This is a genomic window from Paenibacillus sp. FSL H7-0918, from assembly GCF_038007025.1.
Lineage (GTDB): Bacteria > Bacillota > Bacilli > Paenibacillales > Paenibacillaceae > Paenibacillus_AQ > Paenibacillus_AQ odorifer.
The window spans coordinates 577,711-590,079 of record NZ_JBBOWJ010000001.1 but is presented as its reverse complement, the minus strand read 5'-3'; the positions used below and the strand labels follow the sequence as shown (position 1 = coordinate 590,079).

16 protein-coding genes are annotated in these 12,369 nt (G+C 38.5%); 9 read left to right on the top strand and 7 right to left on the bottom strand.

Annotated features, from left to right (window positions below):
* Positions 1–73 precede the first annotated feature (73 nt).
* A complete protein-coding gene (locus tag MHI15_RS02815) occupies positions 74–493 on the bottom strand; it encodes a hypothetical protein (protein WP_076127333.1) in 420 nt (139 codons plus the stop codon).
* A 325-nt stretch (positions 494–818) separates the two neighbouring features.
* Here MHI15_RS02815 and MHI15_RS02810 point away from each other — a divergent pair, with 325 nt between their 5' ends.
* The 4 genes from MHI15_RS02810 to MHI15_RS02795 all read left to right on the top strand — a co-directional run bounded on the left by MHI15_RS02810 (position 819) and on the right by MHI15_RS02795 (position 3,711).
* Entirely contained in the window at positions 819–2,057 is a 1,239-nt protein-coding gene (locus MHI15_RS02810; protein ID WP_076127331.1) for an ATP-binding protein, read from the top strand.
* Between the two features lie 122 nt (positions 2,058–2,179).
* Complete coding sequence (locus tag MHI15_RS02805) at positions 2,180–2,833, top strand: DUF421 domain-containing protein (protein WP_076190621.1); 654 nt, start codon at positions 2,180–2,182, stop codon at positions 2,831–2,833.
* 94 nt (positions 2,834–2,927) lie between these two features.
* Complete coding sequence (locus MHI15_RS02800; protein WP_076276110.1) at positions 2,928–3,197, top strand: hypothetical protein; 270 nt, start codon at positions 2,928–2,930, stop codon at positions 3,195–3,197.
* Between the two features lie 40 nt (positions 3,198–3,237).
* Positions 3,238–3,711 carry a GNAT family N-acetyltransferase gene (locus MHI15_RS02795; RefSeq protein WP_076307654.1) on the top strand — a complete coding sequence of 158 codons (474 nt, stop codon included), beginning with the start codon at positions 3,238–3,240 and terminating at the stop codon, positions 3,709–3,711.
* Between the two features lie 68 nt (positions 3,712–3,779).
* Here MHI15_RS02795 and MHI15_RS02790 read toward each other — a convergent pair whose 3' ends face one another.
* Both MHI15_RS02790 and MHI15_RS02785 read right to left on the bottom strand, forming a co-directional pair.
* Positions 3,780–5,195: an MDR family MFS transporter gene (locus MHI15_RS02790; protein ID WP_143761881.1), complete on the bottom strand. Its 1,416-nt coding sequence runs from the start codon at positions 5,193–5,195 to the stop codon at positions 3,780–3,782.
* An 82-nt stretch (positions 5,196–5,277) separates the two neighbouring features.
* Complete coding sequence (locus MHI15_RS02785; protein ID WP_076183004.1) at positions 5,278–5,703, bottom strand: MarR family winged helix-turn-helix transcriptional regulator; 426 nt, start codon at positions 5,701–5,703, stop codon at positions 5,278–5,280.
* Between the two features lie 266 nt (positions 5,704–5,969).
* On the opposite strand from MHI15_RS02785, the gene MHI15_RS02780 reads away from it, so the two are divergent.
* Positions 5,970–6,050: a YjcZ family sporulation protein gene (locus MHI15_RS02780; protein WP_232061537.1), complete on the top strand. Its 81-nt coding sequence runs from the start codon at positions 5,970–5,972 to the stop codon at positions 6,048–6,050.
* Positions 6,051–6,145: 95 nt separating this feature from the next.
* On the opposite strand, the gene MHI15_RS02775 is transcribed toward MHI15_RS02780, so the two are convergent.
* On the bottom strand, positions 6,146–7,201 hold the full coding sequence (locus MHI15_RS02775) for an ankyrin repeat domain-containing protein (RefSeq protein WP_076190631.1): 1,056 nt from the start codon (positions 7,199–7,201) through the stop codon (positions 6,146–6,148).
* 295 nt (positions 7,202–7,496) lie between these two features.
* Positions 7,497–8,387 carry an AraC family transcriptional regulator gene (locus tag MHI15_RS02770; protein WP_076306935.1) on the bottom strand — a complete coding sequence of 297 codons (891 nt, stop codon included), beginning with the start codon at positions 8,385–8,387 and terminating at the stop codon, positions 7,497–7,499.
* Positions 8,388–8,622: 235 nt separating this feature from the next.
* On the opposite strand from MHI15_RS02770, the gene MHI15_RS02765 reads away from it, so the two are divergent.
* The 3 genes from MHI15_RS02765 to MHI15_RS02755 are packed head-to-tail and all read left to right on the top strand — an operon-like array spanning position 8,623 to position 10,461.
* Positions 8,623–9,441: a DMT family transporter gene (locus MHI15_RS02765; RefSeq protein ID WP_339187680.1), complete on the top strand. Its 819-nt coding sequence runs from the start codon at positions 8,623–8,625 to the stop codon at positions 9,439–9,441.
* A gap of 43 nt (positions 9,442–9,484) precedes the next feature.
* On the top strand, positions 9,485–9,817 hold the full coding sequence (csaA, locus tag MHI15_RS02760; RefSeq protein ID WP_076182994.1) for a chaperone CsaA: 333 nt from the start codon (positions 9,485–9,487) through the stop codon (positions 9,815–9,817).
* Between the two features lie 50 nt (positions 9,818–9,867).
* Entirely contained in the window at positions 9,868–10,461 is a 594-nt protein-coding gene (locus MHI15_RS02755; protein WP_341164107.1) for a hydrolase, read from the top strand.
* Between the two features lie 70 nt (positions 10,462–10,531).
* On the opposite strand, the gene MHI15_RS02750 is transcribed toward MHI15_RS02755, so the two are convergent.
* Together MHI15_RS02750 and MHI15_RS02745 are read right to left on the bottom strand one after the other, a co-directional pair.
* Positions 10,532–11,344 (bottom strand): undecaprenyl-diphosphate phosphatase, encoded by an 813-nt coding sequence (locus tag MHI15_RS02750; RefSeq protein ID WP_036688882.1) that lies wholly within the window; start codon positions 11,342–11,344, stop codon positions 10,532–10,534.
* A 129-nt stretch (positions 11,345–11,473) separates the two neighbouring features.
* Complete coding sequence (locus tag MHI15_RS02745; RefSeq protein WP_256717547.1) at positions 11,474–11,650, bottom strand: hypothetical protein; 177 nt, start codon at positions 11,648–11,650, stop codon at positions 11,474–11,476.
* Between the two features lie 98 nt (positions 11,651–11,748).
* On the opposite strand from MHI15_RS02745, the gene MHI15_RS02740 reads away from it, so the two are divergent.
* Positions 11,749–12,129, top strand: coding sequence for a GNAT family N-acetyltransferase (locus MHI15_RS02740; RefSeq protein ID WP_256720975.1), 381 nt, complete (start codon positions 11,749–11,751; stop codon positions 12,127–12,129).
* The last annotated feature ends 240 nt before the right edge of the window (positions 12,130–12,369 follow it).

The window sequence follows — 12,369 nt, the reverse complement described above, 5'->3', positions numbered from 1 at the left end:
CACAGTTAACGGATTTTTAGTGAAATAAAAACCGGCCATCCTGAGGGGATGGCTGTTTTCTGTGTAAGACAACTTAATGATTCATTTCCGAATGCGTTCCTTCCTCAGGAGATTTGCCTTCTGGTGGGATCCAAACGATTTGATGAATATTATTGTCTGCTACTAAATAGGTATAAGCCCAGCCCGCTTCATTTTTAAATCTAACCGTTAAATGATAAGGATTATATTGTCTACCTTCTGGCCGGCTAATCTCCCACTCTTGATAAGGGTATTTTTTCTCCAGATATTGATTAAGTTGTTCTGTTTTTTTAGAAACTTGAAACTCAATCCAAACGGGACGAATCGCAAAGGATAAAAGCAAAAGTAATGTTAATATAGAGGCTACGATTAAACCGAGTTTTCTAATCCTCGTAGGTGAAACTAATACTATAACAAAAATGACAAGGACAAACCCAACCGACGTTACAATTTCGATTACGGTTATGGGATGCAATGAAATCCTCTCCTTCTCTCAGATACAGAAAGGTGGCAGCTCTAGATTTATGAGCCCTTAAAAACTACGAAGGTACAGTTTACAATTTAGATATTCAGGAATACGAAAATTGATGACCCCAAACAGATTTCAGATGTCTGTATTTTTTTGCTAATTGTGGTTCTATAGTATGATTTTTTGGGATTATTTGAAAAATGGTTGAGAAATACATAGTGTATAGTCAATACTGTGACTTATAATGTTAGCTTAGGTAATGATCTAAAACTCTTAATATAACCTTGAATATATTCATTTACGCAGCAAAAGGCTGAAAGGAAGTCATCTCTTGTTTGAAACCCTACTTTTAAATTTTTTGTTTTTGCTTTTTCCAGTATTAACATTTCTAATATTCTTTGAGAATCGGGCCTATTCCTACAATAGATTGATTCTCGTTTTTATGTCTGCAGTGACCATGAGTCTCTGTATTGCAAAACCTATCAGACTTGAAATTGGCTATATTTTTGATTTAAGGTACATTCCGTTTATTATTGTGGCACTGTTTGGAGGATATAGGAACGTTCTTCCTCTATATATTATTTTGAATGCTTACAGATTCTATGTGGGTGGAGGTGGAGTATTTTATTCGTTTCTATTTGCGACAGCGATTCTGATTTTGGTGCCGTTATATAAAAATAGATTTTTAAAATTACCATCGAAGGGTCGTGTGATTGCGGCAAGTCTGATTGCTTTGCTAATTATGGGGGTTTATCTGTTAATTTTAGGTTTTGTTCAGGATTCCTTAGACAGGCAATTTTGGATTCTTTCATTAAATGCGTTGACAACTCATGTTGGGGTGATGAGTGTCATTATGATTTTGATTGAGAAGATTATCTCCAATATTAAAAATCGGGAACGGATTGTTCAATCGGAAAGATTAAATGTCGTCAGCGAGCTAGCGGCAAGTGTATCCCATGAAATCAGAAATCCACTTACAGTGACTAGTGGTTTTTTGCAGCTATTAAATAAATCTAAAACGATGACGCCAGAGGAAAAGGGCTTTGTAGAGTTATCTCTACAAGAGCTACAGCGAGCAGAAAAAATTGTAAGTGATTATCTCTCCTTTGCCAAGCCACAATCTGAAAACATGGTTTACTCCAATATGAAGGCAGAATCAGAATATACTAAAAATATCATAATGCCTTATGCCACTATGCACAAAGTAGATGTTCAATTTAGTTTTAATAATTCGTTAAATAAAAACTATGACCGGAACCAGATTCAGCAGTGTCTTATTAATTTATATAAAAACGGTATAGAAGCGATGAAGGAAACCGATGGCGGTACGCTATTTATCGATATATTTGAAAAAAAACAAAATATTATGATCAGTATTAAAGATAACGGAGTCGGCATGACTAAAGATGAAATATCGCGACTCGGTAAGCCGTATTATTCGACTAAAGCAGAAGGAACGGGGCTGGGTATGCTTATGGTCTACAGTACCGTCGATAAAGTGAAAGGAACTATTGAAGTCGATAGTGAAAAAGGCAAAGGGACAACGTTCCTTATAACTATCCCAACATAGGCAAGTTGCAGAGAGTATCTTTTGCTGTTTATACCCCACTAGGAGTGTGTAATACCTCTCATGAATGGATTTCGTGTAAAAAGGGCAATGAGCCTGTACGAGTCCCATCTGGAGGTGCAGCAATGGAGATATTTGTATCTATAGGCGTCAAATTGGTCATCAGCTTTTTTGGTTTGTGGATCATTACCTTTATTACCGGCCGCAAGACGCTTAGTCAATTGACACCACTCGATTTTCTGTCTTCATTGATTTTAAGTGAAATTGTCGGCAATACGATATATGATGATGAGGTGAAGATCTGGCATCTGCTGTTTGCTCTTTTTATTTGGACCGCATTATCTTATCTGTTCGAAAAGGTGACCACCCATTTTGTGAAATTCGGGAACATGGCGGAAGGCCGGACAGTGCTGCTAATTGACGATGGCAAAGTGAATCAGGATTTGTTGGAGAAATACGATATTGAGTATACCCAACTGCTGTTCATGCTGAGGCAACAAAATATCTTCTCCCTAAGTGAAGTACGGTATGCTCTGCTTGAAACGAACGGCTCTCTATCGGTTATGCGCAAGTCTGAAGCTGAGCAGTCTTCTGCTTTTTCCATAACAGTTATTGATAAAGGCAGGGTACTGGAAGAGTCCATGCGGGGCAGATCGATGAACAAGGAGCAGATTCAGGAACGCGTCAGAGAGTCTGGTTATAATTGCATTGAGGATATTGCCTATGCTGAATATAAAGAAGACGGAACACTCTATATCCTTCCCAAAAACAAACCATAAATCAACATGATGAGACGCTGGAGCCGGGAGGCTCAAGTGTCTTTATTTGAAATCAGGAGTGCCTAGTGGATAATAAATTTTAATGGAGGTATGGATGATTAGTTTAGGATTATGGATCTTAACCGCTCTAATTGTGCTAGTTGTTGTAATGTTTCACGCAGGAGCATTATTAGATTTTATCCGGCCTAGTGTGCTACAAACTCAACTTTTTGGTCTTCACATTACATTGTTTGGAGTAGTTGTGATATTGGCCTATGAGGGTGGTCGCGGGATAGGCGTTTTTATTGGATTAATTGGACTGTTTACGGGGATCTTGGGCTCTTTTAGAGATTCCTCTAAACCGGTGGATAAAAAGAATATCTGACAGCTTATATATTTACTAACTATCGGAGGGGGATAACTTTATGGAGATTTCTTTATCTAAAGCAGACGCGAGCGACGCAGCGTTTATTCATGAAATGCAAGTCAAAGCTTTTATGCCATTGCTGGAGAAATATAAAGATTATGAAACCAGCCCAGCCAATGAATCTGTGGAACAAATCAGGGATCGAATTAATCAGTCTTTTGCAGATTATTATATGATTAAGTATTTTGATATTGCTGTGGGCGGTGTCCGTATCGTTAAAAAGGATAATAAAACTTATCGGGTCAGCATCATCTTTATATTGCCAGAACATCATGGGAAGGGGATTGCCCAGCAGGTTTTTGCAATCATTGAACAGAGATATAAAGATGCAAAGAAATGGGAGCTGGATAGTATTATACAGGAGCAAAGAAATTGCTATTTATATGAAAAGTTAGGGTATAGAAGCACGGGGGAAACCAAAAAAATAAATGACAACTTAACATTAGTTTTTTATGAAAAACATATGAGTTAAAGCCTTAGGGTTATACTTAAAAAAAAGACAGCGGGCAGTTAATGTCCACTGTCTTTTTAACAGACAAATCAATACACTCGAATACGCTTCACAAATAACGATAAAATCAATCCTATAGCTGCAATTGCTGCGATAAATAAGTAAGCATGTGTAATTCCAGCGGTTAATATTTCAGGCTGTGCAGCGGTTGGATGTGTGTTTGCAAATCGTGTTTGTCCGCTAGACATTAGCGTAACAGCGAACGTTGTACCAAGAGCACCTGCAATTTGCTGAAGTGTACTCATAACAGCAGCTCCATCCGGATAGTATTTCACGGGTAATTGATTTAACCCATTGGTTTGAGCGGGCATAATGACCATAGCTAATCCGATAAACATTGCGCAGTGTATTAAAATAAAGGTTAGGCTACTGGTTTCAGTAGAGTTTCTTGTAAATAGAAAACCAGCAATGGTTGCGATAAAAAATCCAAGCGGCAGCAATAATTTCGGACCGTATTTATCGAATACTCTACCCGTAACTGGAGCCATAGCCCCGTTAATAACACTGCCTGGAAGAAGTAGAGTACCAGCCATTGTGGCCGATAACAATAAACCTCCTTTTAAATATAAAGGTAATAAAATTGCAGAAGATAAAATGATCATCATCCCTAAAAAGAGCATTATAAGACCTATCGTAAACATAGGATATTTAAATACCCGTAAATTCAGCATTGGGGTTTCCAATTTAAATTGCCGTAATACAAACAAAATCAAGCTGATGAAACCAATAATAAGAGGCAGCAAAACAATGATTTCACTCAAAGAATGATCAGCAAAGTTACTAAAACCAAAGACGATTCCACCAAATCCAAGAGTAGAAAGCAAGATGGATAAAATATCAATTTTAGGTTTTGTGATGTTGGCTACATTTTTGATGAATGTTAATCCGAAACCTAATGTAAATAACAATAAAGGTAAGCTTATCCAAAAGATATACTCCCAGCCCAAATGATCTACAATTAAACCAGATAGAGTAGGTCCAAGGGCCGGTGCACACATAATAACGAGTCCCATCATTCCCATGACAGTTCCGCGTTTATGTGCAGGGAAAATAATAAGAATAATATTGGTCATTAATGGAAGCAATAAGCCTGTCCCTAAGGCTTGCACTAATCGTGCAATTAATAATGAGGTGAAATTGGGCGAGAGGGCAGCAATTAATGTGCCGACGATAGATAATAGTAAAGAAGCTGTGAATAATTGTCTAGTGGTAAACCATTGCATTAATAGGGCGGATATTGGAACGAGGATTCCTAATACAAGTAAATATCCTGTGGTTAGCCACTGAACCGTTGAGGCGTTGATTGAAAATTCATCCATTAAATTTGTAAAAGCCATGTTTAAGGCGGTTTCACTGAATAGCCCGACGAATGCACCTAGCATAAGCGAGAAGGCCATAAGAGCGGGACGTTTAACTTGAACAGTTGATGTTGATTCCATGATAATGATGAACCTCTTTTCAGAATTTTGATTCGGATTATTTTTGCATGATAGATGATATATCAACTATATGGGGGAGAGAAATGCTTTAAGCACTTCTTACATTATTCAGCACATGTGTTAGCAAAGTCTTTAACGTTGAGTAATCTGAAGCAGATAATCCTGACTCGATAATTTCGTTTAAATTGACCGTCACCTCATTTATAGTATTCTCTAATTTCCGTCCTTCTTCTGTTACATATACATTTACCGCTCGGCGATCTTGCGCACTTGTTACTTTGTGTATGTAACCTTTGCTCTCTAAGCTGGCGATCATTCGGGCAACACTGGCTTTGTCCTTACCAAGATTAGCAGCAATCTCGTTCTGAGATAGACCTTCTTTCTCAAGCATCAGAGCCATAAGTAGATGCTGTTCAGGTGCAAGTCGAAAAGGAGCAAGTAACTTTGTTAAATAATTTGCTATTTCTAAATGCAAATCTCGAATGACCAAACCTAAAGGTTCTCTTGAATCCATATGATCTCTCCTAATTGAAGAATAGATGATATATCAACGTTATTGATTTGTCTATATTAGCATAAAGTTATGTATGCTTGTCAAGTTAAAGAAAATGAATTGAATCATAGACTTAGATACAAGCGGCAAAGTTGTTTAATGCCCAATCACTTGATGATACATAGTCATATGCTGTTGTGAAATTTAAAAAAATTAATTAGGGAGGGATTTAAATGGGGTATAACTGTGTTGGGGGCGTTCAAGAACAAAAAAAGGCTCCAGTTTGTATTAATCCTTGGACATCAACGGGTACGATTCTTGTGCTTTACATTCTTCTCGTCATTATCCTTAAAACTTGTTGGATCTAGAATTCATGTAAATTGATGCCCCAAAGTTTTTTCTTCGGGGCGTTTCTTTGTTTTCTTTAGTTAGATAATAGACACGTTAAGGATTCAGGATAGACTTAACGGGAATAATCGGGTTGTGTCATAGAAATAGGCTGAGGATTGGCAAGTACCCATTGCACCGCCAGCTCGCATAATCTGGCTGGTTGCTCATTGCCAGCGATGTTGCGGAACCGTTTGGCGAGTGATGTTGCCTCTTGAAGAAGGACGGGCTCTAAAGGCGTTCCCGTGCTAAAATGCCGTATCAGTGCATCCAGCATTTTACGGTAATCGGCATCCCAGTTTCCTCCGCCATTATTAAGGATTTCATGAGACACCCGCCCTGTGATGCGGATAACCTCACCCTGCACCGTTGTCGCGTGTCCTGAAGCAGGGACGAGAAAATCCCACAGCTCTTGGTGCTGTGCGGGCCATGCGGTTGCCGTTACCTCGATAGGAGAGATTCCATCATGTCTCTGCAGTTTCGCTATAGGCTCGACATCAAATTGCCGGTACAGCTCCAGGAGAGCATTTGCAGTTTCATCCAGTCGATCTTTATTGTAATTTGTTCTGACGAATTCAAAATCCTTGCCGATACGCCGCACGGATTCCTTCATCTCCGGCGTGATTACTGCTCCTGCATCCAGCATAATTCGCGAGATTTCTGCCATGTGAACTATATCGATATTCCGGCATTGTAATAATCCTTTGGCGAGAGGTGTGTTTTTCCGGTTATTTTCTGCATGGACATTTGCGCCGCGTACCACCAGATCACGCACTACTTTTGTTTTGTAAGAAGCAGCTGCTGAGTGCAGCGGTGTCTCATTCTGGTAATCCAGAGCTTCCATATCTGCACCTAGTTCAAGGAGTAAGGGGACATTTCCGGACCAGGTTGCAGCCTGAGCATGAAGAGGGGTACGCTTATAGTTGTCGGCAGCGTTGATGTCAGCACCCTGCTCCACAAGCCAGGAAACCATCTCATCCGGTATTTGCCGGAAGCTGAGGGCGGTACCTTTGCTGTAACCCCCACGGGCATCCCATTCGCATAGCTCAAATACCTCTTTTAAGGCAGATATATCATTCGTTTTAACCAGCTCGGCAAAATTGGCGGGTAATGTTTTTTTCTTTTTGCCCATCTCATTTTTCCGCTCCTTTATTAATAGATAAATAGCAGATAACTTCTTGCAAGTTTATCATATAGTAGAATTGAACACTAATTCATGCAGGACGAAAAGGTTGAAGATATAAACGTAACTTTATTGGAAAAGAGTGGGATATCGTTTATATGGCGTTCCCGAAATCATAGACTATTAGAAAATGAAAACATTAAGCTTGTGTCTTGGAAATATATTCGAGATTTACGAAGGACATCGAAATTACGCTAACACAAGGCAATCAGACAAAGTGATCGACTCTGCCTTTTTTGATTTTTTAAGTTCGTTCATTTCTAATTTTTCTGAACTCCTTAGGAGTTATGTTTAAGTGTTTTTTAAAAGACTGGATAAAGTGATTTGCGTTATTGAAACCAACTCGCTGTGCGATTTCAGTTATCGTGTAGTCAGTTGCTATTAACAAATCACAGCTTTTATTAATGCGATATTTAATTAAGTAGAAATACGGAGTCATATGGATACTTTTCTTAAAACCTCGAGTGCACTCCGATACACTTAGATGTGCTGTATCTGCTATTTCCTTCAATGTCAAATTATTAGAATAGTTTTTGTGAATAAAACTAAGCATTAATTGTAGTCTCTCTTGCTGGAGTCTGTTATATTTAGACGATTCCTCAGAGGATAGAGAAAAATTTGATATAAGGATTAACCATAACTGGACTGTTTTGATAGAAACTTCGTACTCCCATCCCCATTTTTTTTTCGATTCAAATTCTTTTTTCATATCCCAAAGAATTTGTAGGATTTGATTATGCCAGTCCTTATCTCCTTTGATTTCTAAACTTAACAAGAATGAATTGGTATACGGAAGTACATACTTTTTTTCCATTGCACTATCAGAATAAAAAGCAAGTAACTTCTCTGGGAAGTTAAAACTAACATATTCACCCTCTTGGTTAAGGTATGTAACAATATGAAGTACGCTCTTATTAATAAAGATGGCCTGACCTGCTTCTAAAGCATAATTGATTCCGTTGACTTGTATGGTTAGTTTCCCTTTGGTCACTAAAGTAATTTGTAGTTCTTGGTGCCAATGTAGATCGTTAACCCCTCTGCCATTAGGAATAGATTCATAATTGGTATGAGTGTACATGATGTATGGAAATGCATCATCAGGAAATTGAATGGATTCGTGCAATTGCTTTTTCAAAGTGCTTATTCTCCTTATTTGACGATATTTCTATATAAATTAAAGATATAGTTGCACAATATAGACCCTGACGGTGATATTATTATATCCAGCCTAGACTTATCATACAATTCTGTGCACAGGGATTGTCACACATTTTGGAGGAACTATGGTTAGTTCAAATAAACCGTCTATACTATTTCATCCGTTTATTCTGTTATTTATCAGTATTTTGTCCGTTTCTATCTCTTCAATCATGATTAAACTTTCAGATACACCTACTTCAGTGGCCGGGATGTATAGATTGTTTATTTCTGTAATCATCATGCTCTGTTTTACATCTGGGAAAATGGCTCGTTCTACTGAGATGAATAAAAAAGATTGGGCCATCGTTATTTTATCCGGCCTATTTCTAGGGTTACACTTTTTATTCTGGATGGAATCATTGGTCTATACTTCAGTTGCAAGCTCCATGGTGATCTTATCGTTACAGCCGCTATTTGTTATGATGGGGTCTTACTTTTTATTCAAAGAACATGTTAACCTGCTAACCGTTTTTTGCCTGATTGTTGCTCTTTTAGGTTCGATTGTTATTGCATGGGGAGACATATGGGTTTCGAAAGATGCACTAATCGGCGATGGTTTATCGTTAATTGGCACATTCTTTGCTTCAGTCTATCTGTTGGCCGGGCAAAAAGTAAGCGGCAAAATCAATGCAAATAAATACAGCATTTTCGTCTTTTTTATTGGTGGTACTGTTATGCTCGTGTACAATTTGATAAATAATGTCTCATTAATTAATTATGCTTCATCAGATTGGATTTATTTTTTGCTTCTTGCAATAATTCCAACTATTTTTGGTCAATACATCTTTAACCTTTTGTTAAAGTCGATTGGAGCAACTACTGTCTCGGTTGGGATTATTGGTGAGCCTGTTCTTGCCATTGTCCTTGCATATCTATTATTAGGGGAAACTATATCGTTATTCCAGTTTTTAGGTGGCATAATAACCTTATTCGGTATGGGAATGTATTTTTGGGCGAAATCTTTAAAGTACAACATTCAAAATAAGTAAATAAGTAGTCGGAAAATGTTTTAGCTAAATAGGGGGATGGCAAATGGTAACTATTGATGATTTTTTAAAACTTGATGTTCGTGTTGGAACAATTATTAATGCGGAGTTTTTTGCAAAAGCAAAAATACCTGCGATTAAACTCCAAATTGATTTTGGACCAGATATCGGAAGCAAAACATCAAGTGCACAGATTACTAAACGATATAAGGCCGAAGAGATTGTAGGGCAACAAATCATTGGGGTAGTTAACTTTCCTGCTCGAAATATTGCGGGTTTCCAATCAGAAGTATTAGTTCTTGGAGGAATACCGGATAAAGGGGATGTGGTTCTCTTGAAGCCAGATATTAAATTACCTAATGGGACACCTATTGGGTAATATAGGGTAATTGTAGTATACAAAAATTGATAGTAATCGGAGAGAAGACAATGGAAGAATTACCAAGCTTAGCATCTGAAAGTATTGAGGCAAGTAAAACGGTGCTAGTCGTGATCGACTTGCAGCAGGGAATTGTCCACAGTCCAAAGCAGGGGCCGCATACAAGTGCTCAGGTGGTTGAGAATGCCAGCAAATTAGCCCAATCCTTTACGGAGAAAGGAGGATTTGTTGTTTTGGTGAGGGTGTCATGGCTAGATGGGCAAGATATGCTTAAACCTAAAACTGATTTGAAAATGAATTCCGTGACCTATCCAGAAGGTTGGGACAACATCGTACCAGAATTAGCGAATATCAAAAATGCACATCTGATTACCAAACGGCAGTGGGGGGCATTTTTCGGTACTGATCTTGATTTGCAGTTACGACGCCGCGGAATAGACACGATCGTATTATGTGGTATTTCTACCTCGATTGGTGTGGATACTACTGCTAGAGAAGCTTATCAGCTTGGTTATCATCAAGTTTTTGTAGAAGATGCTATGACCGCGATGGCTAAAGAAGAACATGATTATGTATGCAAAACTATCTTCCCTCGCATAGGTAAGATCCGGTCGAGCGATGAAGTAATATCCATGTTGAAATAGTACAAAAAAACCTCATGCTCTCTCTGTGATCTCAGAGATTGTCATGAGGTTTTTTAATTGAAGTTATGTCTTACATAAAGATGAGGAGAAGTATCCCAGCTAAGAAGCAGTAATAAGAGAAATACTTCAAATTACCTTTAGCCATAATCCCCATAAACCAACGCATGGAGAAATAAGTGACGATAAGTGTAGTAATAAATGCAATCAAGTATGGAATGGCTAGCTGCGAGCGGTTAGGATCGTGGGCAATATCAGATGCGCCCATAACGAGTCCGCCCAAACTGACAGGAATATAAAGCATAAAAGAAAAGCGTAAAGCAGTTTCTTGCTTCATTCCCACAGCGATGGAAGAGATGACAGTTGCACCAGAACGGCTTATCCCAGGAATAAGGGCGACTGCTTGGGCAAGTCCGACTATAACTGCATCCTTCGCTTTTAAGTCACCATCTTGTTTACGTCCGCGAAGGTTACGGATCAACCATAAAGCTACCCCTGTAACAAGCAAGGCGATGGATACGGTATGAACCGACGAGAAGATATCCTCAATCTGATCCTTGAAGAGTAAGGCAACAATTACCGCAGGCAAGGTACCGATGATGATGTACAAAGAGAAGAGGAAATCCGACTTATATTCCTCTTTGCGGGTCAGAATAAATTGAACGAATCCAGTGATCAATCTTCCGATATCTTTGCGGAAAATAAAACAAATCGCAATTAGTGAAGCCGTATTTGTTAAAATTTCAAATGATAGCCCATTTTGTTTTAAGCCTAGCAATTTCTGTGCGATGATCAAATGGCCGCTCGAAGAGACGGGGATTGGCTCAGTTGCCCCTTGAACAAACCCTAGAAACAAGTATTTAAGCCACAGTATAATATCTTCCATTTTACCTCCCAGTATTTTTGTAATCTTTTCAATCATATCGTATTCAATAAAGAAATGACAATAGAACCATCGTGCCATATTCAATTGGACGAGTTATACTAATTCATAAGACTATTAAATGAGGTGGAACTATTTGTAGTACATTACTAAAAATTCAGCAGCATGATATTCCAAGAGCAGCCAGTGTTCTGGCCGAAGCATTTGCCAAAAATGATCCGTTATATCAGCATATCTTGCCTGATGAATCAACCCGATTACGCGTGTTGAATATTTTTTTTCATCGTTACATTGAGATGTTGTATCCATATTCGGATTTACTAACGACTTCTACTAACTTTGAAGCAGTGGCTTTAGTGTTCCATTCGGAGCGTCAGACAGGGACAGTGATTTCGAACGTCAGGTATATGAAACAGATAGTCCTTGCGATAATTAAGTCATTGCCGATTTGCCGAATCATTGGGGTGCGAGGATTTATACGTGGTTTATCTATTTTGTGTAGTATGAGTTCCTTGTGGTTATCAATGTTTGGGGATCAGAAGTATAAACATTTGGATATGCTTGCAGTGCAGGATCAATATCGAGGTCAAGGATATGTATCAAAAATCATGACACCGCTACTCGCGGAATGTCGTATGAGCAATACGTTATGTACGTTAGAGACACAGACACCGAGCAATTTGCCCGTTTATGAGCATTATCAGTTCCGTACGGTTAAGGTCATTCCTCTACCTAATAGCACACTTGAGCAGTATTGTATGGCGTTTACGCCAGGAGTTGCCGAGTAGTTAATAAAAAAGGGCGGTCCCATTCAGCCATTTCATGGTTTTTGGGGCTGTCTTTTTTTTGCGGAGTCTATAAGGGTTAATGAAGCTTCAACAGAAAAATCAGGGAATTTCTCCCTGTAATTCTGCGATCTTTTGTCATCCGGCTAATAATTAGGGAAAACCTCCCTATTATTTAGCTGATTTGGTGGAAAATGAAGAGATTTCCCTGATTTTTAGGGAGCAATTCCCTAATTCAGATCA

Excerpts from the sequence above, each read along its gene's own strand:
- MHI15_RS02745 (WP_256717547.1), bottom strand. The coding sequence starts at position 11,650 with ATGGATACAACATCTCAATGTAACGATGAAAAAAAATATTCAACACGC.
- MHI15_RS02755 (WP_341164107.1), top strand. The coding sequence starts at position 9,868 with ATGGAAGAATTACCAAGCTTAGCATCTGAAAGTATTGAGGCAAGTAAA.
- MHI15_RS02795 (WP_076307654.1), top strand. The coding sequence starts at position 3,238 with ATGGAGATTTCTTTATCTAAAGCAGACGCGAGCGACGCAGCGTTTATT.
- csaA (WP_076182994.1), top strand. The coding sequence starts at position 9,485 with ATGGTAACTATTGATGATTTTTTAAAACTTGATGTTCGTGTTGGAACA.
- MHI15_RS02750 (WP_036688882.1), bottom strand. The coding sequence starts at position 11,344 with ATGGAAGATATTATACTGTGGCTTAAATACTTGTTTCTAGGGTTTGTT.
- MHI15_RS02785 (WP_076183004.1), bottom strand. The coding sequence starts at position 5,703 with ATGGATTCAAGAGAACCTTTAGGTTTGGTCATTCGAGATTTGCATTTA.
- MHI15_RS02805 (WP_076190621.1), top strand. The coding sequence starts at position 2,180 with ATGGAGATATTTGTATCTATAGGCGTCAAATTGGTCATCAGCTTTTTT.
- MHI15_RS02775 (WP_076190631.1), bottom strand. The coding sequence starts at position 7,201 with ATGGGCAAAAAGAAAAAAACATTACCCGCCAATTTTGCCGAGCTGGTT.
- MHI15_RS02800 (WP_076276110.1), top strand. The coding sequence starts at position 2,928 with ATGATTAGTTTAGGATTATGGATCTTAACCGCTCTAATTGTGCTAGTT.
- MHI15_RS02765 (WP_339187680.1), top strand. The coding sequence starts at position 8,623 with ATGATTAAACTTTCAGATACACCTACTTCAGTGGCCGGGATGTATAGA.
- MHI15_RS02740 (WP_256720975.1), top strand. The coding sequence starts at position 11,749 with ATGAAACAGATAGTCCTTGCGATAATTAAGTCATTGCCGATTTGCCGA.